21 protein-coding genes are annotated in these 24,189 nt (G+C 73.7%); 4 read left to right on the plus strand and 17 right to left on the minus strand.

The window, feature by feature from the left end; translation table 11 throughout:
- Positions 1-30 precede the first annotated feature (30 nt).
- The 6 genes from J3P32_RS03685 to J3P32_RS03710 all read right to left on the minus strand — a co-directional run bounded on the left by J3P32_RS03685 (position 31) and on the right by J3P32_RS03710 (position 5,098).
- Positions 31-972 carry a type II secretion system F family protein gene (locus tag J3P32_RS03685; protein ID WP_210438495.1) on the minus strand — a complete coding sequence of 314 codons (942 nt, stop codon included), beginning with the start codon at positions 970-972 and terminating at the stop codon, positions 31-33.
- Positions 969-1,820, minus strand: coding sequence for a type II secretion system F family protein (locus J3P32_RS03690; RefSeq protein WP_210438496.1), 852 nt, complete (start codon positions 1,818-1,820; stop codon positions 969-971). Before J3P32_RS03690 ends, J3P32_RS03685 begins: the two co-directional genes overlap by 4 nt.
- On the minus strand, positions 1,820-3,085 hold the full coding sequence (locus J3P32_RS03695) for a CpaF family protein (RefSeq protein ID WP_210438497.1): 1,266 nt from the start codon (positions 3,083-3,085) through the stop codon (positions 1,820-1,822). The genes J3P32_RS03690 and J3P32_RS03695 overlap by 1 nt, the downstream gene beginning before the upstream one ends.
- Before the next feature lie 83 nt (positions 3,086-3,168).
- Complete coding sequence (locus J3P32_RS03700) at positions 3,169-4,017, minus strand: alpha/beta fold hydrolase (RefSeq protein WP_210438498.1); 849 nt, start codon at positions 4,015-4,017, stop codon at positions 3,169-3,171.
- A 5-nt stretch (positions 4,018-4,022) separates the two neighbouring features.
- Positions 4,023-4,706: an NUDIX domain-containing protein gene (locus J3P32_RS03705; RefSeq protein ID WP_210438499.1), complete on the minus strand. Its 684-nt coding sequence runs from the start codon at positions 4,704-4,706 to the stop codon at positions 4,023-4,025.
- Positions 4,703-5,098 (minus strand): DUF4406 domain-containing protein, encoded by a 396-nt coding sequence (locus tag J3P32_RS03710; RefSeq protein WP_210438500.1) that lies wholly within the window; start codon positions 5,096-5,098, stop codon positions 4,703-4,705. Before J3P32_RS03710 ends, J3P32_RS03705 begins: the two co-directional genes overlap by 4 nt.
- Positions 5,099-5,167: 69 nt before the next feature.
- On the opposite strand from J3P32_RS03710, the gene J3P32_RS03715 reads away from it, so the two are divergent.
- Positions 5,168-5,935: a DeoR/GlpR family DNA-binding transcription regulator gene (locus J3P32_RS03715; RefSeq protein WP_210438501.1), complete on the plus strand. Its 768-nt coding sequence runs from the start codon at positions 5,168-5,170 to the stop codon at positions 5,933-5,935.
- Between the two features lie 19 nt (positions 5,936-5,954).
- Here J3P32_RS03715 and J3P32_RS03720 read toward each other — a convergent pair whose 3' ends face one another.
- The 6 genes from J3P32_RS03720 to ligD (J3P32_RS03745) all read right to left on the minus strand — a co-directional run bounded on the left by J3P32_RS03720 (position 5,955) and on the right by ligD (J3P32_RS03745) (position 11,238).
- Positions 5,955-7,154, minus strand: coding sequence for an NAD(P)/FAD-dependent oxidoreductase (locus J3P32_RS03720; RefSeq protein WP_210438502.1), 1,200 nt, complete (start codon positions 7,152-7,154; stop codon positions 5,955-5,957).
- Between the two features lie 53 nt (positions 7,155-7,207).
- Positions 7,208-8,377 (minus strand): HAMP domain-containing protein, encoded by a 1,170-nt coding sequence (locus J3P32_RS03725; protein ID WP_210438503.1) that lies wholly within the window; start codon positions 8,375-8,377, stop codon positions 7,208-7,210.
- Positions 8,378-8,405: 28 nt separating this feature from the next.
- A complete protein-coding gene (locus tag J3P32_RS03730) occupies positions 8,406-9,110 on the minus strand; it encodes a response regulator transcription factor (protein ID WP_246849867.1) in 705 nt (234 codons plus the stop codon).
- A gap of 10 nt (positions 9,111-9,120) precedes the next feature.
- The gene (locus J3P32_RS03735) at positions 9,121-9,267 is read right to left on the minus strand and encodes a hypothetical protein (RefSeq protein ID WP_210438504.1); all 147 of its coding nucleotides are present in this window, start codon (positions 9,265-9,267) and stop codon (positions 9,121-9,123) included.
- Between the two features lie 139 nt (positions 9,268-9,406).
- Positions 9,407-10,327, minus strand: coding sequence for a non-homologous end-joining DNA ligase (gene ligD, locus J3P32_RS03740; RefSeq protein ID WP_210438505.1), 921 nt, complete (start codon positions 10,325-10,327; stop codon positions 9,407-9,409).
- Entirely contained in the window at positions 10,324-11,238 is a 915-nt protein-coding gene (gene ligD, locus J3P32_RS03745) for a non-homologous end-joining DNA ligase (protein ID WP_210440621.1), read from the minus strand. Before ligD (J3P32_RS03745) ends, ligD (J3P32_RS03740) begins: the two co-directional genes overlap by 4 nt.
- Positions 11,239-11,332: 94 nt before the next feature.
- Between ligD (J3P32_RS03745) and ku the strand changes: the two genes are divergently transcribed.
- Positions 11,333-12,361 carry a non-homologous end joining protein Ku gene (gene ku, locus J3P32_RS03750; RefSeq protein ID WP_210438506.1) on the plus strand — a complete coding sequence of 343 codons (1,029 nt, stop codon included), beginning with the start codon at positions 11,333-11,335 and terminating at the stop codon, positions 12,359-12,361.
- A 317-nt stretch (positions 12,362-12,678) separates the two neighbouring features.
- Here the strand turns inward: ku and J3P32_RS03755 are convergent, their stop codons facing one another.
- The 4 genes from J3P32_RS03755 to J3P32_RS03770 form a co-directional block, all read right to left on the minus strand.
- Positions 12,679-13,578: an alpha/beta fold hydrolase gene (locus J3P32_RS03755; protein WP_210438507.1), complete on the minus strand. Its 900-nt coding sequence runs from the start codon at positions 13,576-13,578 to the stop codon at positions 12,679-12,681.
- A 20-nt stretch (positions 13,579-13,598) separates the two neighbouring features.
- Positions 13,599-15,047: a carboxyl transferase domain-containing protein gene (locus J3P32_RS03760; protein ID WP_210438508.1), complete on the minus strand. Its 1,449-nt coding sequence runs from the start codon at positions 15,045-15,047 to the stop codon at positions 13,599-13,601.
- A 61-nt stretch (positions 15,048-15,108) separates the two neighbouring features.
- Positions 15,109-16,293 (minus strand): CaiB/BaiF CoA transferase family protein, encoded by a 1,185-nt coding sequence (locus J3P32_RS03765; protein ID WP_210438509.1) that lies wholly within the window; start codon positions 16,291-16,293, stop codon positions 15,109-15,111.
- Between the two features lie 4 nt (positions 16,294-16,297).
- Positions 16,298-17,617, minus strand: a complete 1,320-nt coding sequence (locus J3P32_RS03770) for an SLC13 family permease (RefSeq protein ID WP_210438510.1) — start codon at positions 17,615-17,617, stop codon at positions 16,298-16,300.
- Positions 17,618-17,730: 113 nt separating this feature from the next.
- Between J3P32_RS03770 and J3P32_RS03775 the strand changes: the two genes are divergently transcribed.
- Complete coding sequence (locus J3P32_RS03775; RefSeq protein ID WP_210438511.1) at positions 17,731-18,435, plus strand: FadR/GntR family transcriptional regulator; 705 nt, start codon at positions 17,731-17,733, stop codon at positions 18,433-18,435.
- On the plus strand, positions 18,432-19,202 hold the full coding sequence (locus J3P32_RS03780; protein ID WP_210438512.1) for a sulfite exporter TauE/SafE family protein: 771 nt from the start codon (positions 18,432-18,434) through the stop codon (positions 19,200-19,202). The genes J3P32_RS03775 and J3P32_RS03780 overlap by 4 nt, the downstream gene beginning before the upstream one ends.
- 16 nt (positions 19,203-19,218) lie before the next feature.
- On the opposite strand, the gene J3P32_RS03785 is transcribed toward J3P32_RS03780, so the two are convergent.
- Positions 19,219-24,072 (minus strand): NAD-glutamate dehydrogenase, encoded by a 4,854-nt coding sequence (locus J3P32_RS03785; protein ID WP_210438513.1) that lies wholly within the window; start codon positions 24,070-24,072, stop codon positions 19,219-19,221.
- Positions 24,073-24,189: the final 117 nt, after the last annotated feature.

The raw sequence follows: 24,189 nt of genomic DNA on the forward strand, positions 1-24,189 counted from the left end.
CCGGTCATGGGCCGGGCGTCGAGGCGGCGATCACGGAGTGGTGAGGCGCAGGCCGAGCACGCCCGGGTAGAAGGCGAACAGGATGGTCACCGGCAGCACGAAGAAGACGACGGGCGCCATCATCGCGATCTCCTTGCGTGCCGCCGTCTCGATGAGGAGCCGTCGCCCGGCCTCCCGCACGTCAGCGGCCTGGGCGTGGAGGACGTCGGCCAACGGGGTGCCGCGCTCCATCGCGACGGTGATCCCGGTTGCGAAGCGCGCCACGATCGGGAGCCCTGTCGAGCGGGCGAGCGTCTCGAAGGCGGCCGCCACCGGCTCGCCGGTGCGGATCCGGGCGAGCACCTGGGCGAGGTCCTCGGAGAGCGCGCCGTGGCTGCGGCGCACGACACGGTCGAGCGCGGAGACCGGGCTCTCGCCGGCCGCGACGGAGAGCGCCAGGAGCTCGGCGACGGTCGGGAACTCGGTGAGGACCTGCCGTTCGCGGTCCCTGACCTGCGTGCTGAGCCGGTTGTCGCGCAGCAGGATTCCGCCGACGAACCCGAGGACGCAGAGCACCGCGCCGGACCCGACGTCGCCCGCACCGCCGAGGGCGCGCAGGAGCACGATCGCCGCCGTGACGCCGAACCCGATGAGGCCCCACACGACCTGCTCGGTGCGGAAGTCCTGGACGCTCCGGTCGAGTCCCGCCCGCTGGAGCCGCCGGCGGACCGACGAGCTGCCGCCCAGCACCCGCTCGACGACGTCGGCGGCCGAGCGCAGGACGGGTCCGAAGATCCCGGCCGCGGCCGAGGCCGGCGACGACGCGGTCGGTCGGAGCGCCGGCTGCTGGTCGCGCTGGGGCAGGTCGCGCAGGTAGGGCAGGACCCGGACGGACAGCTGCGGGCGGCGCAGGGCGACGATCCGGAGCGCCACGACCAGCACCCCGAGCGCTGCCACGCCCCCGAGGACGCCGCCCCAGACCGCCGTGCTCACGACAGGATCCGCTTCTCGACGGGGAGCCGGCCGATGCGCATCATGGCGGCGTAGGCGAGGACGCAGACGGCGAACCCGATGCCCAGCACGAGGACTCCGCCCGGCGTGGCGTACTGCCGGATCGCGGTGGTCTGGAACGACATCAGCAGCAGCACGATCCACGGCGCCGACACGGCCAGCCGGGCGCCGTTGACCGTCCATGCCTGCCGGGACTCCAGCTCGGACCGCGTCCGGGCGTCGTCGCGCAGGAAGCCGGAGAGGTTGCGCAGCAGCCGGCCGAGGTCGCCACCTCCGACCTCCCGCGCGAGGCGGAGGCCCTCGACGACCCGGTCGCCGACGGGGTCGGCGAGGCGCTCCTTGAGGCGGTCGAGGCACTCACCGAAGCGGCCGGTGACCTGGTAGTCCAGGGCGAACTGAGCGAAGTCGGCACGCAGCGCCTCCGGGCCCGTCGTGCCGAGCGCCGCGACGGCGTCGGGCAGCGACAGCCCGGCGCGTACGGCGCTGGCGAGGTTGTCGACCGCCTCGGGCCACACCTCCGCGAAGTCGCGCAGCCGCCGTGCGGCGCGCTGGCGCAGCACCGCGATCGGCAGGTAGGCGGCCATCGCGGCGAAGACGCAGGCGATGGGCACCGTCCGCGACACCGCCTGGACGACCGCGAAGGCGATGGCGAACAGCACGGCGCAGAGCGACACCACGCTCGTGGTCGTGACGTCGGAGAGCCCCGCGCGGCCCAGCAGCCGGCTCAGTGCCGTCGAGGGCGGCCCCGTCCGCCGCGACCGCGGCAGGGCGAAGGCCGACCAGACGAGCAGCAACCCGACACCCACCCCGAGGCCCACCAGCGCGCCCATCAGCGGCCGCCCTCGGACGCGAGCATCTCGTGGACGTCGATGCCGACCCGCTCGTAGCGCTCCGCCCTGGCCGGCACCCCACCGGCCCGACGCAGCTCGTGGCCGTCGCGGACGAAGATCGGCTCGACCTCGATGACGTCCGCCTCGACCCGGCCCGGCACCGCCACGATCTCGTTGACGCGGCGCACGCCGTCGGCGCCCAGGCCGAGGTGCACCACGAGGTCGACGCTGCTCGCGACCGTCGGCACGACGAAGCGGGCCGAGATGTTGTCGCCGGCCAGGAGCGGGAGCGTGCACATCTTGACCAGCGCCTCACGCGCGCTGTTGGCGTGGAGGGTGCACATGCCCGGCAGGCCCGAGTTGAGCGCGAGCAGCAGGTCGAGGCACTCCGCCGCGCGGACCTCCCCCACCAGGACGCGGCTCGGGCGCATGCGCAGCGCCTCCTTGACCAGGTCGCGCAGCACGATCGCGCCGGTCTGCTCCAGACCTGCCTGGCGGGTCTGCATGGCGACCCAGTCCGGGTGGTTGAAGCGGAGCTCGAAGACCTCCTCGGCGCTCACCACGCGCTCGCCACCGGGCACCGCCGCGGCCAGGCAGTTGAGCAGCGTGGTCTTGCCGGCCTGCGTGCCGCCCGCCACGAGGATGTTGAGGCCAGCGCGCACCGACGCCTCGAGGAAGCGGGCCGCCTGCGGCGTCAGGCTGCCCAGCGCGACGAGGTCGGAGAGCCGGTGCGCGCGCAGCAGGAACTTGCGGATGTTGACGGCGGTGAAGCCGCGGGCGATGCCCTCCAGCACCACGTGGAGGCGATGGCCCTCGGGGAGCATCGCGTCGACGAACGGCGTGCTGATGTCGAGCCGGCGGCCGCTGGACTTGAGCATCCGCTCGACGAGCTCGTCCACCTGGGCGGCATCGAGGCGGAGGTTGGTCAGCTCGTGCCGACCGCGGCGGGCGATGAAGACGCGGCTGGGGTCGTTGATCCAGATCTCCTCGACCTCGGGGTCGTCGAGGAAGGGTTGGAGCGGGCCGAAGCCCGAGACCCGGGCGACCAGCTGACCGACCATCGCGGCGTCGTCGGCGACCGGGGCGACCGCGCCGGTGAGGCTGAGCCGGTCGTGGTCGGCGACGACGTCCTCGGCGATGCGGCGGACGACGACGGCCTGACGCTGCGGGTCCACCCCCTCGCGGCGCACCCGGTCGCGCACCTGGGCGTCGAGGCGCTCGACGAGGTCGTCGGCGTGCAGCCGCTCGACGCGATGAACTGCCATGGTGCCCTGCTTCCCGAGTGTGCTCCGTCACGCTACCCAGCGTCGGCGGCCGGAAAACAGGGCCAGGGCGAAGGTTGTGGATCTCAGGCGATCGACTCGCGCACGGCTCGGGCCACCTGCTCGGGGTCCTGCAGCTGCAGGCCGTGCCCCACGCCGACGAGGCGGCGTACACGCAGGTGCGGCACGTGCTCACGCAGGTGGGCGACGTCGTCATCGGTGACCAGCCCGCCCGCTGCGGGGTCGGCCCGCAGGAGCACCACGGGCACGTCGATCGCCTCGAGCAGGTCGTCGGTCAACCGCTCGTAGGTCTCGTCGAAGCGCAGGAGGACGGCGTCGAGGAAGTCGCCGTCGTGGTGACCCAGGGACGTCACCATCTCCGCGACGTAGGGGTGGTCGGGCCCGAACAGGTCGCGGATGGTCGGCGCGCCGGGACCGGGGGCGACCGGCAGGTCGAGGAAGTGGCGGGTCCGCTCGTCGGGGGACAGGGACGCGTCCGTCAGCTCGCGCCAGGCCCGGTTCATGGCCGCGGTGTCCTCCTGGTGCGCCCGCATCCGGTCCCGCGACATGGGGGCGTCGCCCAGCAGCAGGCCGCGCACGAGGTCGGGGCGGTCGGCGGCCAGCACGGCGGCGACGTGCGCGCCGTGGGAGTGGCCGAACACCCACGCGGGCCCGGCGCCGTCGGCGTCGAGCACCGCGGCAGCGGCCGCGGCCGAGTCCTGGAGCCGGTACCGGCCCGGCGTGGGCGGGGACCCGCCGTGCCCGGGCAGGTCGGGCCGGACCATCCGAGCGTCCTCGGTGAGCAGGGCCGACATGGCGTCGAACCATTGCCGCCGTCCGGACCCGCCGTGGAGCAGCAGGAGCGGCACGGGGCCCGTGCCCACCACGTCGAGGTCGACGTCGACGTCGACGTGCAGGGCCTGGTCGTCGGTCATCACGATCACCTCGTCGCTGGGTCGCGGGGGGCGAACGGGCCGCTGGTGACGGCCCACTGCAGCAGGAGCACGGTCTTGGCGTCCGTGATCCCGGCGCCGATGCTACGCAGGGCGTCGTCCACGTCGAGCTCGACCAGCTCGATGTCCTCGCCCTCCTCGGCCACGCCGTGGCGACGGTGCTCCACGTCGAGGCCGCGGTAGGGCGCGGCGAAGAAGTGCAGCCGCTCGGTCACCGACCCCGGGCTCATGAAGAGGTCGAAGAGGTGCGTCACCGGGCCGATGTCGAGCCCGGTCTCCTCCGCGGTCTCCCGGCGGATCGCGGTCTCGGGGTCCTGCTCGTCGAGCAGGCCGGCGGGCGCCTCCACGAGCATCCCGTCGGGGTGGTCGTTGACGTAGGCGGGATAGCGGAACTGGCGCGTGAGCAGCACCCGCCGGCGCTCGGCGTCGTGGAGGAGGATCGTCGCCCCGTTGCCGCGGTCGTAGGTCTCGCGGCGCTCGGTGACCCACGAGCCGTCCGGGCGGCGGCGGTCGTACGTCGTCGCCCGCAGGACGTACCAGTCGCACGACAGCAGCTCCACCTCGCGCACCCGGACGTCGGGGTTGCGGTCGAGGTCGAGCCCGGTGAGGTGCAGCCCGGTGCGCCCGCGACCGTCGGGTGTGTCGACGCCCCTGGCGGTGGTCGCGGTCACCGCGCGCCCACGGCCCGGTCGCGCGGCTGCACGCCCGGGACGTCCTCGAGGCGGTGCCACACGGGCAGCCCGCGCTCGCGGGCCAGCGCGACGTCCTGATCGGCACCGGACGAGGCGCCGGGCAGGCGCAGCACGCCGTCGCAGCGCTGCAGCAGGCGCGCCGCCGTCGGGTAGAGGTAGCGCTCGGACACCTCGTCGCCGACCCGGGTCGACCCCGCCTCGCGGGCGACGGGCAGCGACACCCACTCCGCCACCATCGGCAGGTGGCCGGCGTCGAAGAGCGGACGCGTCGCCTCCTCGAGGCGGCGCAGGTTGGCGTCGACCAGCGCGGGGTCGTCGCCGGTGCCGGAGCGGTACGGCCCGGCGACGAGGATCATCATCGGTTCAGTCATGGGTCCGACAGTATCGTGCACTTTCGTGCACGCCTACGCTTTTTCGTGCAGTGCTCGTAGGATCGGGCCGTGCTCACCGCCCACCGCAAGCAGGTCATCCTCGACGTCCTCCGCAGCGACGGCCGCGTGGTCGCCAAGGACCTCGCGGCACAGTGGGGCGTCTCGGAGGACACGGTGCGTCGCGACCTGCGCGACCTCGCGGCCGACGGGCTCCTCCAGCGGGTGCACGGCGGCGCGCTGCCGGCGTCGCCCGCGGTCGCGGACTTCGCCGCGCGGTCGGCGATCGGCGGTGCGGCGAAGGCGGAGGTGGCCGACCTCGCCGCCGGCCTCGTCCGGGCCGGGCAGACGATCGCCATCGACGGCGGCACCACCGCGCAGGCCGTCGCCGCCCGGCTGCCCGCCGACCTGCGCGCCACCGTGCTGACCCACAGCCCGACGGTCGCGGTCGAGCTGGCGAGCCACCCGGGCGTCGAGGTGGTGATCGTGGGCGGGCGGCTGTTCAAGCACTCGGTGGTCGCCGCCGGCGCAGCGGCCCACGAGGCCATCGGCCGCCTGAGCGCCGACGTCTTCTTCCTCGGCGTCACCGGCGTCCACCCGGTCACCGGCCTGACGACGGGCGACGTGGACGAGGCGGCGATCAAGCGGGCCTGGGTGGGGCGGTCGGCGGAGACCTACGTGCTCGGCAGCGGCGAGAAGATCGGCACCGCCTCCCCGTTCGAGGTGGTCCCCCTGGCCGCGGTCACCGCCGTCCTCACTGACTCCGGTGCACCCGCGACCGAGGTCGCGGCGCTCCGCAAGGCCGGGGTCGACGTACGCCAGCCGGCGCCGGCGCGCTGACCCGCCCTGGGACCCGCTCTCAGACCCGGCCGCGCAGGATCCGCCGCCAGTAGACCTGGGGCAGCGCGTAGCGGTCCACCCACCACGTGAGCGCCCGCGGCCGGACGAGGTCGACGAACGGCACGCTGGGCTGCGGCCGACCCTCGCGGTCGACCTCGACGAGCATCAGCCGGCGGCGGGACGTGGTGATCGGCATGACTGTGTAGCCGTCGTACTCCTGCATCGGCCCGCCGGAGCGGGCTGCGCCGATATTCGCGGCGAGGACCGCGACCTGCTTGCGCAGCGCACCCCCGGACGGCCGGGTCCGCACGTCGGCGACGTCACCCAGCGACCAGACGGCCCCTAACCGTCGGTGCCGCAGGGTCAGCGGGTCGATGTCGACCAGGCCGGCCGGGTGCGCGCCCGCCAGCCCGCCGTCGACCACCCAGCGCGGCGCACGGTAGTGCGGCACGACGTGGGCGAACGCGACGTCCCCGAGCACCCGCTCCCCCGCCGGCGTGCGGAGGGTGACGCCGTGATCGCCCATCGCGGCGACCCGCGCCTCGCGGTGCACCTCGACGCCGTACGCCGCCAGCGTGCCCTCGAGCCGCGCGTCGGGTCCCGGCAGCCCGAGCGGCGCCGGGCCCGGGAGCACGAGGTGCACCTCGAGGCCCGCGAGGACGCCGGCGCGGCCCCAGTGGTCGCACGCCATGAGCAGCGGCTTGAGCGCGGTCGCCCCGCACGGCGCCGGCTCGGGCGGGACGGTGAAGACCACGCGACCCGAGCGCAGCCCACGCAGGGCCGGCCACACGGCGGCGGCGGTGCCGTCGTCGAAGGTCGACGCGGCCCACCCGGCGGCGTACGCCTCGCGCAGCCCGGGCGTGGCGTCCCAGTCCTCGTCGAGGCCGGGGCACACCACGAGCGTCGTCGCGCCGATGCGACGACCGGACGCGGTGAGCACGGACGGGCCGCCGGGATCGACGGAGACGACCTCGTCGCGGACCGCGGTGCAGCCGTCGGGAAGGACGCGCTCCGCCGGCCGCTCGAGCGCTGACATGGTGGTCTCCCCGCCGCCGACGTAGTTGAGCAGCGGCCGGTAGCGGTGGACGGACCGCGACTCGATGACGGCCACGTCGCGCACGCCGTCGCGCAGCAGCCTCGCGGCCAGCGAGATGCCGGCGTTGCCCCCGCCGACGACGACCACGTCGTGGTGCGCTGCCCGACCCCGGTCTCCGGTCACCGCGCCCTCCAGTCTCGTACGCCGTCCCGGCGACCGTAGCGCGGCGGTCCGCCTCAGCGCCGCGGCAGGAGGATCTCCAGGCCGTCGCCGACCACGTCGCCGTGCCAGCGGCCGCCCAGCACCTCGGTGACCGCCTCGCCGGCGCGGGCTGCCGGCCTGTCGGCGGGGGCGCCGGTGCGCACGCCGCGGGAGGCGACGCGCAGCCGGACGTGTCCCTGCTCCGCCTCGAGGTGCAGCGAGACCGCCCCGGCCCCGTGCGTCTCGACGTCGCCGAGCACGCTGTCGAGCACCTGCTCCACGGGGCCGTGGGTCACCGGCAGGTCGACGCCGTCGCCCAGCGAGAGGTGCACGTCGCGTCCCGACGGCAGCCGCCGGCCCCAGCGCTCGACGGTCAGGTTCGCGAGGTCGCGGAGGGTGATCGTCCTGCCCGGCACGTAGGGCCGGCTGCGCTCGGCGTCGACGACCTCGGCGACGGTGTGTTGCAGCCGCGCCACGTCGGCCAGGCACCGCACGACGGTGCGGCGCACCTCCTCGTTGACGTCGTCGCGCAGCAGGATCTCCTCGAGCTCCAGCCGCAGACCGGTGAGCGGGGTGCGCAGGGCGTGCGACGTGCGCTGCACCGACTCGTCGATCCGGCTGAACTGCTCCTGCAGGCTGCGCGCACTCGCCCGCAGCGCCGCGCCGAGCGCCGCGACCTCCGGCACCCGCGAGGGCGGCGGGTCGATGTCGAAGCGGCCGCGGCCGAGCGCCTCCGCGCTCGAGGCCAGCTCCCTGATGGGGCGCGAGAAGCCGCGGGCGACGAGCGTGGCGAGCACGGCCGCCGCCACGGCGGCGGCGCCCATCAGCGCCAGGAGGGCCCGCGAGACGCCCTCGGCGAGCGCGCGCACGTGGGAGTCCCCGTGCATGACGGTCACCGTCGTGTCGCCCACGGTCCGCTCCACGACGACCGGCGTGTCGAGGTCCTCGGCCGAGAACGTCGCCCCGTCGACGGCGAGGGCGGGCTCGCCGACCCTCGTCACCGCCAACCGCATGTCGGCGGAGACCCACAGTGCCAGGTCGGCCTCGGTGACGCGGCGACCCCGGGCGCGCTGCGCTTCGACCACCGCCGCGGCCTGGCGCGCGAGGTCGGAGAACGCCTCGCACTCGCCGTCGCGCACCGCGTCGGCCAGCAGGGCGCGGCCCGCCAGCAGTGCAGTGGCGACGATCAGGAGCGAGAGGCCCACGAGGGTGACGGTGAGCCGCTCGCGCACGTCAGGTGCCGGTCTCCAGGCGGAAGCCGACGCCGCGGATGGCGACCACGCGCTCACCGGCCTCCGCGGCCTCGAGCTTGTGGCGCAGGCGCCCGATGGTGACGTCGAGGGTCTTCGTCGAGCCGTACCAGTTCTGGTCCCAGACCTCGGTCATCAGCGTCTCGCGCGGGACGACCTTGTCGTGGTGGGTCGCGAGGACGGCCAGCACGTCGAACTCCTTGGCCGTCAGGGCGATCTCCTTCTCGCCGAGGTGCACCCGGCGCGACCCCGCGTCGATCCGCAGGCCGGAGGCGGTCGTGACGGCGGTGTCGTCCTGCGCCGCGGCGTTGCCGCTGCGGCGCAGGAGCGCACGGACGCGGGCGAGCAGCTCGGCGAGCCCGAAGGGCTTCGCGAGGTAGTCGTCGGCGCCGACGTCGAGGCCGACCACGCGGTCGAGCTCGCCGGCACGGGCGGTCACCATGATGATCCCGCCCAGGTAGCCGCCGGAGCGCATCTGCCGACACACGTCGATGCCGTCCATGTCGGGCAGGCCGAGGTCGAGGATGACGACCGCCGGACCCTCGTCGACGACGAACGACACGGCCTCGGCGCCACCCGAGACGCGGTTGACCTCGTAGCCCTCACGCTCCAGGGTGCGCATCAGTGGGACGGCGATGTCCTCCTCGTCCTCAACCACCAGCACGTCGTGCACCATGCGGTCGAGCATAGAGGCAGGCTCAGCGGTTCGTGGATCGAATCCCCGAGTCGCTCGCAGGGGTGATGACCGTCTGGGCGGGCGAGGCGGGCGCCTGCTCGCCGGGTCCGAGCACGACGCCACCGGCAGCCAGGATCACCGCGACGGGGATCAACAGGATGCGGGACATGCAAGGAAGCATGCGGTCCGGCCATCCACGCCAGATCCTCAGAGTGGTCACACCTAGGAAATAGTTCGGACAGGACCGGGTGCACCCGGGCGCGAGCGGGCGTGAGCCTGCGGGCGTACGGCGGGCGTACGGCGAGGGGTCAGGCGTCGAAGACGTCGCCGAGCTCGGCGACCCGCTCGAGCACCTGGTCCATCGTGAGCTGCTCGAGGGCGAGGTCGTCCTCCGCGCCCGCCTCCACCTCGTCCCAGGTCAGGGGCGTCGCCGCCGTCGGGCGCTCGCGACCGCGCAGCGAGTAGGGCGAGATCGTGGTCTTCGAGCCGGAGTTCTGCGACCAGTCGAGGAACACCTTGCCCGGGCGCTTGGCCTTCGTCATCACGCTCGTCACGCGATCCGGGTGCCGCTCCATGAGCGTCTCGGCGACCTCCTTCGCCAGCGCGGTCGTCCCGTCGCTGTCGAGGCTCTCGCGGCCGGTGGCGGGCAGCGGGGCGTACAGGTGCAGGCCCTTGCTGCCGCTCGTCACCGGCGAGCAGGTCAGGTCGCGCTCGGCCAGCGCGTCGCGCACGAGCAGCGCCACCTGGGCGCACTCGTGGAGGCCGGCGGGCTCACCGGGGTCGAGGTCGATGACGAGCCGGTCCGGGTTGCGCGGTACGCCGTCGCCGTCGACCGTCCACTGGTGGACGTGCAGCTCGAGGGCGGCGAGGTTGGCCAGCCACGTGAGGGTGGCGAGGTCGTCGCAGATCGGGAACCGCAGCGTGCCGTCGCCCTTGCCGCTGCGGGAGCCGGTCGTGGGCACCTCCGCCGTACGTACCCAGGACGGCGTCCCCGGCGGCGCGTTCTTCTCGAAGAAGCTCGACCCCTCCACGCCGTGCGGCCACCGGATCCGGGTGACGGCACGGTCGGCGAGGTGCGGCAGCAGCACCGGCGAGACCTGGGCGTAGTAGTGGAGCACCTCGCCCTTGGTCGTGCCGGTGCGCGGGTAGAGCACCTTGTCGAGGTTGCTGATCGTCAGCGTGCGCCCACCCACGTCGACCTGCACCTCCGTGCCGGCGGCGGGGCTCACGACAGGTCCTCCGGCGACAGGTCGTCGCGCACGCCCTGGAACGACGGCTGCCGCAGGCGGTCGTAGCCCGACCCGTGGGTGTCGATGTCGACCACGACGCGCGGCTCGACCCAGAACGTGCCCCTAGCGTCGACCCGCGGCACCTCGTCGGCGAACGGGTTCGTCGAGCTCCCCAGCGGGGCGAGCAGCGCCGCCAGGCGGGCGCTCGTGGCGCCGGCGATGCCGCTGCCCACCCGGCCGCGGTAGAGCAGCCCGTCGGCGGTCGGCTCGCCGACGAGCAGCGACGCCAGCCGGTCTGTCGTACCGACCTGGGGGCGCCAGCCGCCGACCACGAACGACCCCCGGTGCCGGTGCGCGAGCTTGCGCCAGTCGTCGCTGCGGACGTCGAAGCGGTAGCGCGAGCCGCGACGCTTGCTCACCACGCCCTCGAGGCCCTGCTGCAGGGTCGCGTCGAACAGCATGTCCCCGTCGTCGTACGCCGCCGGGACCTGCCACTTCGAGGTCGCGAGCGGCAGCTCCTCGAGGAGGGCGCGGCGCTCCTCGAGGGGGCGGGCGGTGAGGTCCTCGCCGTCGAGGCGGAGCAGGTCGAAGACCATGAGGGTGGCCGGCACCGACGTGACCAGGCGAGCGACCTCTCGCGCGTTGCGCACGTGCATGCGGTGCTGGAGCACGCGGAAGTCCGGGACGCCGCGCTCGTTGAGCGCGATGACCTCGCCGTCGACGAGCAGGTCCCGCCCGCCCAGGGGCGCATCGCTGAGGTCGGGCCACGCGAGGGTGACGTCGTTGTCGTTGCGGCTCGTCATCCGGACCGCGCCGTCACGGACGTCGACGAGCACCCGGACGCCGTCCCACTTGACCTCGTGCAGCCACTGCGCGCCGGTCGGCACGCGGTCGGTCTTGGTGGCGAGCATGGGACGCACGGGACCAGTGTGGCACCTGGCGTGCCCGCCGGACGGCACCCTCCGAGGGGAGACGGGGGTCCGCGGTGACGGCTATCGTCGGGCCATGCGAGCGATCTGGAAGGGCGCGGTCTCCTTCGGCCTGGTGAGCGTGCCGGTCAAGCTGTACGCCGCCACGGAGAGCCACGACGTCTCCTTCCGGCAGGTGCACGCCAAGGACGGCGGCCGGATCAAGTACCAGCGGGTGTGCTCCCTCGACGGCGAGGAGGTGGCGTACGCCGACATCGCGAAGGGGTACGAGACCGAGGACGGCGAGATGGTGATCCTCACCGACGACGACCTGGCCGAGCTGCCGTCGACGTCGTCGCGCGAGATCGCGGTGGAGAAGTTCGTGCCGCGCGAGCAGATCGACCCGATGCTCTTCGAGAAGTCCTACTACCTCGAGCCCGAGGGCCAGGGCGCCAAGCCGTACGCCCTGCTGCGCCAGGCGCTCAAGGACGCCGACCGGATGGCCGTGGTCACCGTCGCGCTGCGCCAGCGCACCACGATCGCCGTGCTCCGGGTGCGTGAGACGGAGGCCGGCGAGGTCATCGTGCTGCAGACGATGATGTGGCCCGACGAGGTGCGCGTGCCCGACTTCAAGGTCGAGGTCGACGACGCCAAGCCGCAAGAGGTCAAGATGGCCCACATGCTCGTCGAGACGCTGGCCGGCGACTTCGACGCGACCGAGTTCGAGGACGACTACGCCGAGGCCGTCGAGGCGCTGGTGAGGTCGAAGATCGAGGGCGGCGAGGTCAAACGCACCGAGACCTCCACCAAGACCTCCGGCGAGGTCGTCGACCTGCTCGCGGCGCTGCAGAAGTCGGTGGCCGCCGCGAAGTCGGCCCGCGGCGAGGACGACTCCGACTCTGGGTCCGACTCGGGCTCCGACTCGGGCTCCGACTCGGGCTTTGACTCAGGCTCCGACGAGTCGGACGACGACGACGAGAAGCCGGCGAGGAAGACGGCCGCGAAGAAGTCGACGGCGAAGAAGTCCTCCACCGCCAAGAAGACCGCCGCGAAGAAGACAGCGGCCAAGAAGTCGACCGCGAAGAAGACCGCTGCCAAGAAGACGGCCGCCAAGAAGGCCAGCTGACCGCTCCGCTGCGCCGCTTCCGGCGGGAGCCGGCCGGGCCGGCCGGCCGGGCGGTGCGTGGCGCAGGTTCTGCGCCACCGAAAAGCTGCCTCCCGCACCGCTCCCCCGCGCGCCGGCCGGCCAGCGGTGCGTGGCGCAGGTTCTGCGCCACCGAAAAGCTGCCTCCCGCACCGCTCCCCCGCGCGCCGCCCGGCCGGCGGTGCGTGGCGCAGGTTCTGCGCCGCGAAAAGCTGCCTCACGCACCGCTCGGGGAGGCGCAGGCTCGGCGAGGGGGAGGCGGGAAGGCGAGGAGGCGGAGCAGCAAGCGTCCGCGCCGGTCAGAGGCCGGCCAGCTCCCGCAGGTCGGCGAGGATGTCGTCCATCCGCGCGGCGAGGGAGAGATGGCCCTCGTCGTCGAAGAGGTGCGCCCGGGCGCCGGGGACCGCAGCGGCGAGCCACCGGCCGTGGTCGAAGGGCACCATCTTGTCGTGCGCGCCCTGCCACACCGCGACGGGCACGCTGATCGAGGCGAGGTCGAAGCCCCAGGGGCGCACCACCTGGAGCGCGTCCTCCACCATGCCGTCCGGTCCCTGCGCCATCGCGCGCCGGAAGGAGGCGGCCACGACCTCGGCGAGCTCCCCGGTGAGGGCGCCGGCGTCGACCTCGTCGACGAGCCCGCCGAACGCCTCCACGATGTCGGCTCCGGTCACCACGCCGAGCTCGGCGGCCTGCTCGGCGGCGATCGGTCGGTACGCCTCGCGGCCGGCGTCGGCGGCCTCGAAGTCGCGGACGTTCTCCGGGCCCATGCCCGCCATCCAGTCGAGTCCCGCGGCATCGCGCGGGGCGACGCCGGCGAGGCTGGTCGCGGCGCGGCACCGACCCGGCAGCAGGGCCGCGCACGCGAGCGCGCGCGGACCGCCACCGGACCAGCCGAGCGTGGCGAACTGGTCCATCCCGAGGTGGTCGAGCAGCGCCGCGGTGTCGTCGACGTCGGCCGCGAGCGGCACCGGCCCGCCATCGGGCGCCGGCCGGGCCGTGGAGGCGCCGTAGCCGGGACGGGAGTACGTCACCACGCGGAGCCCGGCGCGCTCGGCGGCGTCCCACACGAGGGGGTCGACCACCGCGGCGCTGGGCGTGCCGGAGTGGTAGACCAGCGGGAAGCCGTCGTCGGCACCGCCGACGAGGTGCTCCAGGGCGCGGCCGTCGGGCAGGGTCAGCAGCTGCGCTCCGGAGGTCATGCCGGATCCTCGCACACGCGCTACGACGCGCGGGCGACCGTCGCGCGACCGCTGAGCTCGCGCAGCCGGGCGCCCACCTCGGCGGCCACGGCGACGGCGAGGTCGGCGGGGGTGTCCGCGTCGTGCTCGGGCACGACCACCTCCACGGTCCCGTCGGCGAGCAGGTCGGCGGCCGTCACGCCCTGGGCCGCCGCCATCTCGGCCGCGTGCGCGGTGTCGCCGTGGACGATGACGCTGGCGCCCTCCGGCGGCAGCGGCGAGAGCCACGCGTGCGAGGCGGCCACGACGGAGCGGGCGGGCAGCAGGGCGAGCGCCCCTCCCCCGCAACCCTGGCCGAGGATCACCGACACGGTCGGCACCGTCATCGTGGTCAGCGTCCCGATGCACCGGGCGATCTCGCCGGCGATCGCACGCTCCTCGGCTTGCGGGGACAGCTCGGCTCCGGGCGTGTCGATCACGGTGACGAGAGGCAGGCCCAGCTCCTCGGCCAGCCGCATGCCCCGACGTGCCTCGCGCAGGGCGCCGGGCCCGAGCGGGTGGCCCGGTCCCTGCCGGCTGCGGTCCTGGCCGACCAGGACGCACGGCAGGCCGTCGAGCCGGGTGAGCGCCACCAGGACCGACGAGTCGCGCTCGCCCTCGTCGGTGCCCCGGAGGCGGACGGTGCCGGTGCACGCGTGCTCGAGCAGGTCGCGCACGCCGGCCCGGCCGGGCTCGCGCGTGCGGGTGATGGCGTCCCACGCGACGGGCGCGGGCACCGGCGACGTCGTACGCCGCGGCAGCCGCGGCGCCGTGGGCGGGTCGACGACCACGCCGAGCGCGAGGTCCACCAGCTCGGGCAGCAGCTCGGCGGGGACGACCCCGTCGATGACCCCCGAGGCGGCGAGGTGCTCGGCGACCTGCACGCCGGGCCGGAACGGCCGGCCGTTGAGCGCCTCGAAGACCTTCGGCCCGAGGAAGCCCACCAGCGCGCCCGGTTCGGCGACGGTGACGTGGCCGAGCGAGCCCCACGAGGCGTACACGCCGCCCGTGGTCGGGTGCCGCAGGTGGACGAGGTAGGCCAGGCCGGCCGCCCGGTGCGCCATCAGGGCCCGGGAGATCTCGACCATCCGGACGAAGGCCGGCGTGCCCTCCTGCATGCGGGTGCCGCCCGACGAGGTGCTCGCCAGGACCGGGAGCCCCTCGGCCGTCGCGCGCCGCACGGCGCTGACGATGCGGTCGGCGGCGTCGCGGCCGATGGAGCCGCCCAGGAAGCCGAACTCGTTGACGACCACGGCCACCGGGCGACCGCGGACCAGGCCGCGGCCGGTGAGCACCGACTCGTCGGTCCCGGCCCGTGCCTCAGCGGCGGCGAGCTCCGCGCGGTAGGCCTCATCGTGGCGGGAGCGGTCGATCGGCTCGTCCCAGGACGTGAAGGTGCCCTCGTCGAGCACCAGGTCGAGCAGCTCGCGCGCGGACCACCTGCGCGTCACGGGGTCCTCGCGGCGTCGTCCGGGGCAGCGCTGTGGGGACGGGCAACGCCGTGCGGTGTGCTCACGAGCCGCCTCCGCCGATCCACGTGCGGATCTCGTCGGCGTGCTGGTCGAGCAGGGGCGGTGCGACGTGGTCGCGCCGGGTGACCTCGGTGCCGTCGGCGTCGAAGAAGCGCAGCGGCGGGCCGGGGAGGGTGATCTCCCCCAGGGTCGGGTGCTCGACGTCGACCAGCAGGCCCTGGCTGGCGACCTGGTCCCACTGGTAGACCTCGTCGAGGGTGCGCACCTTGCCGGCGGGCACGCCGACCTCGGCGAGCCTCGCCAGCAGCGGCTCGGCGTCCCAGTCGGCGAACGCCCGCTCCACGATCTCGATCACCTGCTCGCGCCGGGCGACGCGCTCGCCGTTGGTGGCGAACCCGTCGGCTGCCGGGTCGAGCCCGAAGCCCTCGCAGAACCGCTTCCACAGGCCCTCGCTGCCGAGGGCGATCTGCACGGCGCCGTCGCGGCAGCGGAACAGGCCGTAGGGCGCGATGGACGGGTGGTGGTTGCCCTGGGCGCGCCCCACCTCGCCGGCCACGGTCCACCGGGTGCCCTGGAAGGCGTGCACCCCGACGACCGACGCCAGCAGCGACGTGCGCACGACGGTGCCCGTGCCGGTGCGCTCGCGCTCGTGCAGCGCGGCGAGCACGCCGTACGCGCCGTACATGCCCGACAGCAGGTCCGCGATGGGTACGCCGACGCGCTGGGGGTCGTCGGGCCCGGAGCCGGTGAGCGACATCAGGCCCGCCTCGCCCTGCGCGATCTGGTCGTAGCCGGCCCGGCCGCCCTCCGGTCCGTCGTGGCCGAAGCCGGTGATCGAGAGGACCACCAGCCGCGGGTTGCGGCGCATCAGCTCCTCGACGCCCAGGCCGAGGCGCTCCAGGACGCCGGTGCGGAAGTTCTCCACCAGCACGTCGGCGCGCTCGACGAGCCCGACGAGGACCTCCTTGTCGGCGTCGTCCTTGAGGTCGAGGGCGATGGACTCCTTGTTGCGGTTGGTGCAGAGGAAGTACGTCGACTGGCGGGCGTCGTCGTCGCCGACGAAGGGGGGTCCCCAGCCGCGGGTGTCGTCGCCGCTGCCGGGTGCCTCCACCTTGACCACCCGGGCGCCGAGGTCGCCGAGCATCTGGGTGGCGTGCGGGCCGGCGAGGGCGCGGGTGAGGTCGACGACGAGGAGGTCGGCGAGCGGTCCGGTCTTCTCGGTCACGGGGTCACCATCCGGGCAGGACGAGGGCTGCCCACACGAGCAGCGGGCCGACGAGGGTCACGATCACGGCGTAGGTCAGGATCTGCTTGTAGTAGACGGGCTCCTCGATGGTGTCCGGCTTGTTGGCCAGCATGAGGGCGCCGTTGGTGGAGAACGGGCTGACGTCGACGATCGTGGAGGCGACCGCGAGGGCGGCCACGAACATGGCGGCGTTGATCCCGCCGTCGGCGATCAGCGGGACGGCGATCGGGATGATCACCGGCAGCAGCGCCGTCGAGGAGGCGAACGCCGACACGACGCCGCCGACGTAGCAGAGGACCAGGGCGCCGACCGCCGCGGCGCCGAGACCGGCCGCCCAGCTGCCGACGAACTCCGGCGAGCCGGCGGTGGTGAGGATCGTGGCGTAGGTGCTGACACCGGCGACGAGCAGGACCGTGGGCCACGCGACCTGCTTGACCGCGTCCTTGTGCTCGTGGGGGGCGAGCATCGCCAGGATGACCGCGGCGGTGATGGCGACGAACCCGATGTTCTTGTCGAAGGCGAGGGCGACGACGGCCACGCCGACGAAGGCCAGCAGGGTGAGCACCTGGTCGCGGCGCACGCCCTGGGCCTGGGTGCCGACGGGCGCAGTCGCGCCCATCCCCCGGGCGGACACGGTCCGGCCGCCGCGGTGCAGGTCGTCGTCGAGCGTGTCGTCGTCGTCGGGGTCGATGCGCAGCGACATGAGCTTGCGACCGCCGAGCGCGACGAACAGCACCGCGGCCATCACGGTGTTGACGACGAGGCTGGCCAGGAAGACGGTGATCTCGCTCGAGGGCAGCCCGGCGTCCTCCATCACCGAGTTGGTGATCACGCCGTAGATGCTGATCGGCGAGAAGCCGCCGGCCTGGGCGCCGTGGACGACGAACATGCCCATCATCAGCGGGCTGATGCCGTAGCGGCCCGCGAAGCCGAGGGCGATCGGGCCGATGATCGCGCAGGCCGCCGGGCTGACGGCGCCGATGCCGGTCAGCACCGCGGTCACCGCGAACATCACCCACGGGATCAGGGCCACCCGGCCGCCGACGCCCTTGACCGCGGTGCGCACGATCAGGTCGACCGTGCCGTTGTTGCGCGCGATCGCGAACAGGTAGGTGACACCGATGAGCGTCAGGATGAGGTCACCGCTGACGCCGGCCAGGATCTCCTTCTCGTCGAGGTCGAGGGCGTACATGCCCACGAACCACGCGGCGACGTACGCCAGCGCCCCCATGTTGATCGGCAGCACCGTGCCGACCACGAACAACGCGACCAGCGCGATGATCGCCACCCATTCCGGACCCATGTCCACCTCCGAGTCGTGTGCCGCACGGGAGGCCGGGGGTGGCCCTCGTCACAGTGCTGGCTCAGTGGCCTAGCCAATAGCACAATGAGCCACGAGTCAATACGCTGGAGGACATGTCGGCCTCGCCCTTCCCCGCCCGGTTGCTGCGCACCCGCCTCTACGAGCAGGTCGCCGAGCAGATCTCGGCGTGGATCGGCGACAACGGCCTCGGCGCCGGCGACAAGCTGCCTCCCGAGCGCGAGCTCGCCCAGCGACTCGGCGTCAGCCGCGCCACGCTGAGCCAGGCCCTGGTGGCGCTGGAGGTCGTCGGGGTGGTGGAGGTGCGCCACGGCGACGGCACGATCGTCACGTCCAGGCACCAGAAGTCCACCCGCATCGTCGAGGCGATCCGCAGCCACGCCGACCGGCTGCCCGAGATCATCGAGACCCGCGACGCGCTCGAGACCAAGATCGCCTCGCTTGCTGCGGTGCGCCGCACCGAGGAGGACCTCGCCCGCATCGACGAGGCGCTCGCCGCCATGGCCGCCGACATCGAGGCCGGGGGCCGCGGCGTCGAGGGCGACGAGCGCTTCCACGGCGCCGTCACGGCCGCCTCGCACTCGCTGCTGCTCGCCCGGCTGATGGACGAGATCGGCGACCTCGTCAAGGAGACGCGGCTCGAGTCGCTGGGCCAGCCGGGTCGTCCGCAGGACTCCCTCGCCGGGCACCGCGCGATCGCCGAGGCGATCCGTGCCGGCGACCCGGCGGCCGCGGCGCAGGCCATGCACGCCCACGTCGAGATGGTGAGCGACGTGGCCCTCCTCCGCGAGCAGCCGTGACCGCAGCCGAGGCGCTCCTGGTCGTGGCGACCGGGCTCGGCGCCGGCGTGCTGTCCTCCACCGTGGGCGTCGCGTCCCTGCTCAGCTTCCCGGTGCTCGTGGGGCTCGGGCTGCCGCCCGTCGTCGCCAACGTGTCGAACACCCTGGGACTGATCCCGGGCGGGCTCGGCGGCGTGGTCGGCTACCGCCGGGAGGTGCGCGAGGCGGGGCGCGTGGCGTACGTGATCGCCGCCGTGTGCGCCGTCGGGGCCGTCGCCGGCGCCGCTCTGCTGCTCGGGCTGCCCCCGGGTGTCTTCGAGGCGGTCGTCCCCTACCTCATCCTCTTCACCTGCCTGCTCGTCGGCATCCAGCCGCGGGTGGCCGGGTGGCTGCGCGCGCGGCACGAGCGCCGGCACGGCGAGGAGCTCGCGGAGCGGCGGCACATGTCCCCCGCGACGACGGCGTTCGCCACGGTGACGGGTGTCTACGGCGGGTACTTCGGTGCCGGCGCCGGCGTCATGATGGTCGCGGTCCTCGGCCTCGGCACCGAGCTCGAGCTCCGCGTCGTCAACGGCCTGAAGACGCTGTCGCTGATGGTCGGCAACATCGTCGCGGGCGTGGTCTTCGTGCTCGTGGCCGACCCGCGGTGGGACGTCGCGGCGCTGCTCGCCGCCGGCTCCCTCGTCGGCGGCTACGTCGGCGCGCGCGTGGGGCGCAGGCTCCCCGACGCGGTCTTCCGCTGGGCCGTGGTGGCGGCGGGGGTCGTCGCCGCTGTCCTGCTGTTCTGACCCGCGCCCGGCACCGTCAGGACAGCAGGCCGCGGACCACCCGCAGGCCGACGGACAGCCGGGCCAGCTCGGCGGTCCCCTCGCGGCAGATCTCCTCCAGGGTGGCGGCCGAGCGGCCGACCAGCTCCTCGTCGGAGTTCTCCCACTCCGCGACCCGGGCGGGCGCACTGTCGTCGGCACTCGTGGACAGCAGCACCTGGGCGGTCAGCTGCTGGTGCACGCCGTAGAGGTCGTCACGCACCGCCGCCCGCGCCATCGTCTGCCACCGGTCGTCGCGCGGCAGGGCGAAGATCCGCTCCACCAGCGCCGGCAGGCCGAGCCGCTCGCCCAGCGCGAAGTGCACGCGCGCCACCTCCACGGGGTCGAGGTCGAGCCGGTCGGCGGTCTCGACGATGCCGAGCAGCGCGTAGGCCGGGGCCAGCACGGCCACCCGCGAGGCGAGGTCCGCCGGCACGCCGTGGTCGGTGAGCCGCTTCTCACGCGCCCGGTAGTCGTCGAGCTCACGCCCGCTCATGATGCCGGGCAGCTCGGCCATCACCGCCTGGACGCGACCGCGGAAGAAGTCCACGGTGGCGACCGAGTCCAGGGGTGGACGCCGGTTGGTGACCAGCCACCGCGACGCACGCTCCACCAAGGTGCGCATCTCGATGCGCATCCGGGTCTGGCGCTCGGCGGGCACCCGGTTGTCCAGCGCGGCGATCTCCTCCCGCAGCGGCAGCGAGCCGAAGATCTCGCGTGCGACGAAGTTCGCGCGGGTGAGGTCGGCGGCGCTGGCGCCCGTCTCCCCCTGCAGCCGCGGCCAGAAGGTCATGCCGGCGCCGTTGACGAGGTCGTTGACGACCTGGGTCACGATGATCTCGCGCCGGAGCGGGTGGTCCTCCATGGCCGCCTCGAGGTCCGGCTTCATCCGGCTCGGGAAGTAGGCCAGCAGGTCCTCGCGCAGGTAGGGGTCGTCGGGCAGGTCGGAGCCGATGAGCTCGTCGGCCAGCACGATCTTGGTCCAGGCCAGCAGCACCGACAGCTCGGGTGCCGACAGCGCCTGCCTGCGGTCGAGGCGGCGCTTGACCTGGCGGGTGCTCGGCAGCCCCTCGAGCTCGCGGTTGAGCACGCCGCGACGCTCCAGCGCGCGCATCCAGTCCTCGTGCACGTGCAGCAGCGACGGGGCGTGCGCCTCGGCGTTGGCGAGCGCGAGGTTCTGCTCGTAGTTGTCGCGCAGCACGAGGTGGGCGACCTCGTCGGTCATCTCGGCGAGCAGCTCGTTGCGTGCGGCCTCGTCCATGCCGCCCGCCCGGACGACCCGGTCGAGCAGGATCTTGATGTTCACCTCGTGGTCGGAGGTGTCCACCCCGGCGGAGTTGTCGATGAAGTCGGTGTTGATCCGCCCGCCGTCGCCGTTGACGCCGAAGCGGGCGTACTCGACCCGGCCGAGCTGGGTGAAGCCGAGGTTGCCGCCCTCGCCGACGCAGCGCGCCCGCAGGTCCTCGCCGTTCACCCGGATCGCGTCGTTGGCCTTGTCGCCGGCATCGGCGTCGGTCTCCTCCGAGGCCTTGACGTAGGTGCCGATGCCGCCGTTCCACAGCAGGTCGACGGGTGCGAGCAGGATCGCCTTCATCAGCTCGGCGGGGGTCAGCGCGGTGACGTCCGACGACAGCCCCAGCGCCTCGCGGGCCTGGGCCGACACCGGGATCGACTTCGCCGAGCGCGACCAGACGCCGCCGCCCTCGGAGATCAGCGCGGGGTCGTAGTCCTTCCAGCTCGACCTCGGCAGCTCGAACAGGCGCCGGCGCTCGGCGTACGACGACGCGGCGTCCGGCGTGGGGTCGATGAAGATGTCGCGGTGGTCGAAGGCGGCGACGAGGCGGGTGTGCTCCGAGCACAGCATGCCGTTGCCGAACACGTCGCCGGACATGTCGCCGATGCCCACGGCCGTGAAGTCCTCGGCCTGGCAGTCGACGCCCATCTCGCGGAAGTGCCGCTGGACCGAGACCCACGCGCCCTTGGCGGTGATGCCCATGGCCTTGTGGTCGTAGCCGACCGAGCCGCCGGAGGCGAACGCGTCGCCGAGCCAGAAGCCGTAGTCGCGGGCCACGCCGTTGGCGATGTCGGAGAAGGTGGCGGTGCCCTTGTCGGCGGCGACCACGAGGTAGGAGTCGTCGCCGTCGTGGCGCACCACGCCCCGCGGCGGGACGGTGACGCCGTCGACCAGGTTGTCGGTGATGTCGAGCAGTCCGCAGATGAACGTCTTGTAGCAGGCCACGCCCTCGGCCAGCCACGCGTCGCGGTCCGCGGGGTCGGGCAGCTGCTTGCAGAAGAACGCGCCCTTCGCGCCCACCGGCACGATCACCGTGTTCTTCACCATCTGCGCCTTGACCAGGCCCAGCACCTCGGTGCGGAAGTCGTCGCGGCGGTCCGACCAGCGCAGGCCACCGCGGGCGACCGCGCCGAAGCGCAGGTGCGAGCCCTCGACCCGTGGGCTGTGGACGAAGATCTCGAAGCGGGGTCGCGGCTGCGGCAGGTCGGGGATCGCCGACGGCTCGAGCTTGAACGAGATGTAGGGGTGCACCTCGCCCGACTCGGTGCGCTGGAAGAAGTTCGTGCGCAGCGTCGCCCTGACGAGGGTCCGGTACGACCGCAGGATGCGGTCGTGGTCGAGGCTGACCACGTCGTCGAGGGCCTTGGCCAGCCGCTCCTCGATCGCCTCCACCTTGGCCACCCGGGCCTCCGCGTCGTGCGCGAGCGCGCGGTCGCCGCGACCGGGGTCGAAGCGCGACTCGAAGAGCTCGACGAGCAGGCGCGTGATGTCGACGTTGCTGCGCAGCGCCTCCTCGATGTAGTCGAGGGCGAAGGGCGAGTTGCCCTGCTTGAGGTACTTGGCGTACGCCCGCAGCACGGTCGCCTGGCGCCACGTGAGCCCGGCGTTGAGGACCAGCTGGTTGAAGCCGTCGATCTCGTTGACGCCGTCCCACACCGCCCGCAGCGCCTCGGCGAAGAGCGTGCGCTCGTGCGGCCGCAGGACGCGGCCGTGACGCAGGCCGAACTCGTAGATGTACGACGGGCGCGACAGGCCGGACAGCTCGTAGGGGCGCTCGTCGACCACCTCGACGCCCATCGAGGTCAGCATCGGCAGCACGGTGCTCAGCGACAGCGGCTCCCCGACCCGGAACACCTTGAGCCGCGACTCCCCACGACGGTAGGAGCCGCTCTGCTGGTCCTGGTCGAACAGCGCGAGGTCGATCCCCTCCTCGCCCTGGATCGCCTCGATGCGGCCGAGGTCGGCCGACCCGCGCCGCGGGTCGTAGTCCTCCTTGTAGGCCTCCGGGAACGCGTCGGCCCAGGTGCGCGCCAGCTGCGACCCGCGGTCGACGCCGTAGTCGGCCACCACGGCCGCCATGAAGTCGTCGCGCCAGGAGCGCGACGCCTCCATCAGCCGCCGCTCCAGGTCGGCGACGTCGATCTCGGGGATCTGCTGGGCCTTGGGCGGGTGCACGACGAAGTGCACCCGTGCCGTCGTCGACTCGTTGACCCGTGCGGTGAACTCCACGTGCTCGCCGCCGAGCTGCTCGCGCAGGATGTCGGAGAACCGCTCGCGCACGGCCGTGCTGTAGCGGTCGCGCGGCAGGTAGACCAGGACCGAGACGTAGCGGCCGTAGGTGTCGCGGCGCACGAACGCGCGCAGCTTGCGCCGCTCGCGGGCGCTCATCACGTCCTGCGCAACGGGGGCGAGCTCGTCGGGCGAGGTGTGGAAGAGCTCGTCGCGCGGATAGTTCTCCAGCGTGTCCATGAGCGCCTTGCCGGCGTGGCTGCGCGGGTCGAAGCCGGCGTGCCGCATGACCTCGGCGACCTTCTCGCGCAGCACCGGGATCCGCGTGACCGACTCGGTGTAGGCGGCGCTGGAGAACAGGCCGAGGAAGCGGCGCTCGCCGGTGACCTCGCCGTCGGGCCCGAACGTCTTCACGCCGACGTAGTCGAGGTACGCCGGCCGGTGCACCGTGGCGCGCGAGTTGGCCTTCGCCAGCACGAGCAGCTTCTTCTCGCGGGCCTTGGCCTTCACCAGCGGCGGCAGCTTCGCGAAGGAGGTCGAGAGGTCCTGGTCGTGGCGCAGGATGCCCAGGCCCGAGCCCGGCACGGCGCGCAGGCCGCACTCGTCGGGGGCGCCCTCCTCGGTCTCCAGCAGGTACTCGCGGTAGCCGAGGAAGGTGAAGTGGTCGTCGGCCAGCCACGTCAGGAACTCGCGGCCCTGGCGCAGCTCGTCGGCCGACAGCGGCGGCGGGTCGGCGTCGAGGTCGGCGACCACGGCCAGGGCCTGGGCGTGCATCTTCTGCCAGTCCTCGACCGACTCGCGGACGTCGCGCAGCACCCGCTGCAGTCCCTCGGTGATCTCGGCCGCCTCGTCCTCGTCGGTGCGGTCGATCTCGAGGTGCATCCAGGACTCGGTGCCCGCCTGCTCCCCGGCCTGCGGCTCGTGGGCGTGCACGTGCTGCAGCTCGCCGGTGATGGTGCGCTCGACCTCGAACTGGGGGTGGAAGACGGCGTGCACGTTGTGCCCCTGCCGGTTCAGCTCCATGGTCACCGAGTCCACGAGGAACGGCATGTCGTCGGTGACGACCTCGACCACCGAGCGGCCCGACGCCGACCAGCCCGCGTCGGCCATCGTGGGCGTCACCACCCGCACCGCCGCGGTGCCCTGCGGGCGGGTGGCGGCGAGCTCGTGGTGGGAGGCGACGGCGCCGAGCAGGTCCTCCGGGGTCCGCTCCGCGACCTCCTCCGGGGCGACGTGCCGGTAGTAGGCGTGCAGCAGGTCGGCCCACTCCGGGCGTACCGCCGTCGCCGCGTCGAGCTGCTGGTTCTTCGTCTCCTCAGGCGTCGCCACGCTCCGACCCTAGAACCCGCTCTGTGACGCCCACAACACGGGTGGGCGGCCCCGGCCGTCCCCGGCACCGACGCCGTCCGGGAGGCCCGGTCCTCGCCCTGGCGGGGGCGCTCCGAC

This window comes from Nocardioides xinjiangensis (assembly GCF_017916385.1).
Taxonomy (GTDB): domain Bacteria; phylum Actinomycetota; class Actinomycetes; order Propionibacteriales; family Nocardioidaceae; genus Nocardioides; species Nocardioides xinjiangensis.

Coding starts and splice junctions, on each gene's coding strand:
- J3P32_RS03690 (WP_210438496.1), bottom strand. CDS start 1,820: ATGGGCGCGCTGGTGGGCCTCGGGGTGGGTGTCGGGTTGCTGCTCGTC.
- J3P32_RS03695 (WP_210438497.1), bottom strand. CDS start 3,085: ATGGCAGTTCATCGCGTCGAGCGGCTGCACGCCGACGACCTCGTCGAG.
- J3P32_RS03700 (WP_210438498.1), bottom strand. CDS start 4,017: ATGACCGACGACCAGGCCCTGCACGTCGACGTCGACGTCGACCTCGAC.
- J3P32_RS03710 (WP_210438500.1), bottom strand. CDS start 5,098: ATGACTGAACCGATGATGATCCTCGTCGCCGGGCCGTACCGCTCCGGC.
- J3P32_RS03730 (WP_246849867.1), bottom strand. CDS start 9,110: ATGCTCGACCGCATGGTGCACGACGTGCTGGTGGTTGAGGACGAGGAG.
- J3P32_RS03735 (WP_210438504.1), bottom strand. CDS start 9,267: ATGTCCCGCATCCTGTTGATCCCCGTCGCGGTGATCCTGGCTGCCGGT.
- ligD (WP_210440621.1), bottom strand. CDS start 11,238: ATGCTCGCCACCAAGACCGACCGCGTGCCGACCGGCGCGCAGTGGCTG.
- ku (WP_210438506.1), top strand. CDS start 11,333: ATGCGAGCGATCTGGAAGGGCGCGGTCTCCTTCGGCCTGGTGAGCGTG.
- J3P32_RS03755 (WP_210438507.1), bottom strand. CDS start 13,578: ATGACCTCCGGAGCGCAGCTGCTGACCCTGCCCGACGGCCGCGCCCTG.
- J3P32_RS03770 (WP_210438510.1), bottom strand. CDS start 17,617: ATGGGTCCGGAATGGGTGGCGATCATCGCGCTGGTCGCGTTGTTCGTG.
- J3P32_RS03775 (WP_210438511.1), top strand. CDS start 17,731: ATGTCGGCCTCGCCCTTCCCCGCCCGGTTGCTGCGCACCCGCCTCTAC.